Genomic DNA, 2,066 nt, shown 5'->3' with positions numbered 1-2,066 from the left:
ATTGTAAGCGAGCGCATAAATCTCTGTTGCCTTTGCATCTGCCAAGCCGCGAATTTCTTCTACTTGTTGATAAGCTTCTGATTGAATTTTGTCGAGTTCTCTGACTCGGTCACCTCTAATCCTCGCCGCCTCGCCATTGCCTTCTGATAAAAAACGTTCAGCAATCTGCCGACGCTCGCTAATCATTCGTTCATAAATTTTTGGTCTGACACTCGCGTTGTAGTTGATTCGTTTAAATCGAATATCCAGAAGTTCTATACCAAAAACTTTGACCTTTTCTGATGCCGCTGAAAATATTTCTTGCTCCACAAGTTTTCGCCCTTTATGAATTGGCAACAGCTGCCCCACACCCGAGTCAGAATCGGCACCATCCAAAATCCCAGCCAGCAATGGCTCTCGATCTTTGGTTGTTCGAATTATTTCTATCAACTCATGTTTTGCTATTGCATTGCGCGTTTCACTGCCTAGAATATCATCGAGCCGAGAGTGTGCAATTCGCTCATCTCTCAACCTTAGAAAGTACTGCAAAGGGTCAACAATTCGCCAGCGAGCAAACAAATCAACGGAAATGTAGAGCTTATCTTTGGTTGGCATATCGGACGGATCGCCATCCCATTCCAAAACCCGTTTATCGATCGCATTAACCGCTTGTATAAAAGGCATTTTTATATTTAGACCGGCATCGACAACGGGATCTCCCACGGGTTTACCAAACTGGGTAATAATGACTTGTTCAACTTCACTCACAGTATAAAGAGCACTTTTTAGACTAACCCCAACAAGCACAGTTAGACCGATCAATAACGATATATTTAGAGATCTCATTGTTTTCCTCCTGTCTTGCCATCCAGATTAAGCAGAGGTAAAAAATTGCTGGTTTGCTCATCAATAATAATTTTGGAGCGAACCTTCGGTAACACTTCCTGCATGGTTTCGATGTAAATACGACGCTTGGTAACTTCAGGAGCCTTTATATATTCCGCATAAAGCGCATTGAATCTAGCCGCATCGCCTTCGGCTTCGTTTATGCGTTTTAATCGATAACCATCTGCTTCACGGATCCGTTGATCTTTTTCACCCAGTGCCAGAGGGATAACCTTGTTGTAATCTCGACGAGCCTCATTAATCAGTTTTTCTTTTTCCTGTTGCGCCTGGTTAACTTCATTAAAAGACTCTTGAACAGGTTTTGGCGGATTGATATTTTTTAGCTGAACCTGATCAATACTGAGACCCATCGCATACTTAGTCGATAGTTCCTGCATCTTGGTTAACGCCTCAGACTCGATATCCTGGCGACCAACGGTGATCACCTCATCAACAGTGCGATCACCCACAACTTCGCGCATAACCGACTCTGAAACGTATCGTAGTGTTTCACTCGGCTCCCTCACCTCGAACAGGAATTTAACGGGGTTGGATATTCGGTATTGCACGACCCACTCAACAAGCGCCGCGTTTAGATCGCCGGTCACCATTTGCGTTTCCCGACCGTGATCATAGGTTCGAGAGGTTTGGTAAGGGTCTGTCGCACCGGGCGTAGAAAATCCAAACTCTTGCTTGAGCTGGCGTTTAACGGGAACAATGGTTGCGGCATCAATGCCTAAGGGAAATTTAAGATGCAGGCCTGGCGGCACTTCGTGCACATATTTACCAAAACGTTGTACGACCGCTACGGAATCACTTGGGACGGTATAGATTGCAGTCCAGACTGAAAAGCCTGACAAAATTATTACAAAGATGATAAAGAAACTGGCGGGACTTCCACCGGGGAGAAGCTTTTTTAAATGATCGAAATTTTGGGTTAGGAATCGTTCAAGGTCTGGAGGTGATTTATTATTGCCTCCCCAAGGATCTCCTGGAGGGTCATTATTTTGGGACATGATATATACCTCCCTAATTTAGACGAAAAAGTTTCCATCTAACTTCATTAGTATTGGAGCATAAGCAATATTTACAAGGAGTGATCGGTTATTGTAGGCAAATATTTTCCTGATTACCACTGTGGCTCAGCCAGCTTGAGAAGCCTTGCTGGCATGGGGCAGGTTCGCGCAGCCATGTAACCCAGC

At 44.5% G+C, this 2,066-nt stretch carries 2 protein-coding genes; both read right to left on the bottom strand.

Annotation, left to right across the window (positions count from 1 at the left end):
• A partial coding sequence (hflC, locus tag ABD892_RS10975) for a protease modulator HflC (protein WP_345195685.1) occupies positions 1 to 825 on the bottom strand: 825 nt, incomplete at its 3' end.
• A complete protein-coding gene (gene hflK / locus ABD892_RS10970; protein ID WP_345195684.1) occupies positions 822 to 1,880 on the bottom strand; it encodes an FtsH protease activity modulator HflK in 1,059 nt (352 codons plus the stop codon). The genes hflK and hflC, both read right to left, overlap by 4 nt.
• Between the last annotated feature and the right edge of the window lie 186 nt (positions 1,881 to 2,066).

Source organism: Kistimonas scapharcae, from assembly GCF_039540975.1.
In the GTDB taxonomy this organism is placed as follows: Bacteria; Pseudomonadota; Gammaproteobacteria; order Pseudomonadales; family Endozoicomonadaceae; genus Kistimonas; species Kistimonas scapharcae.
This window is presented reverse-complemented; position numbering and strand designations above follow the sequence as displayed.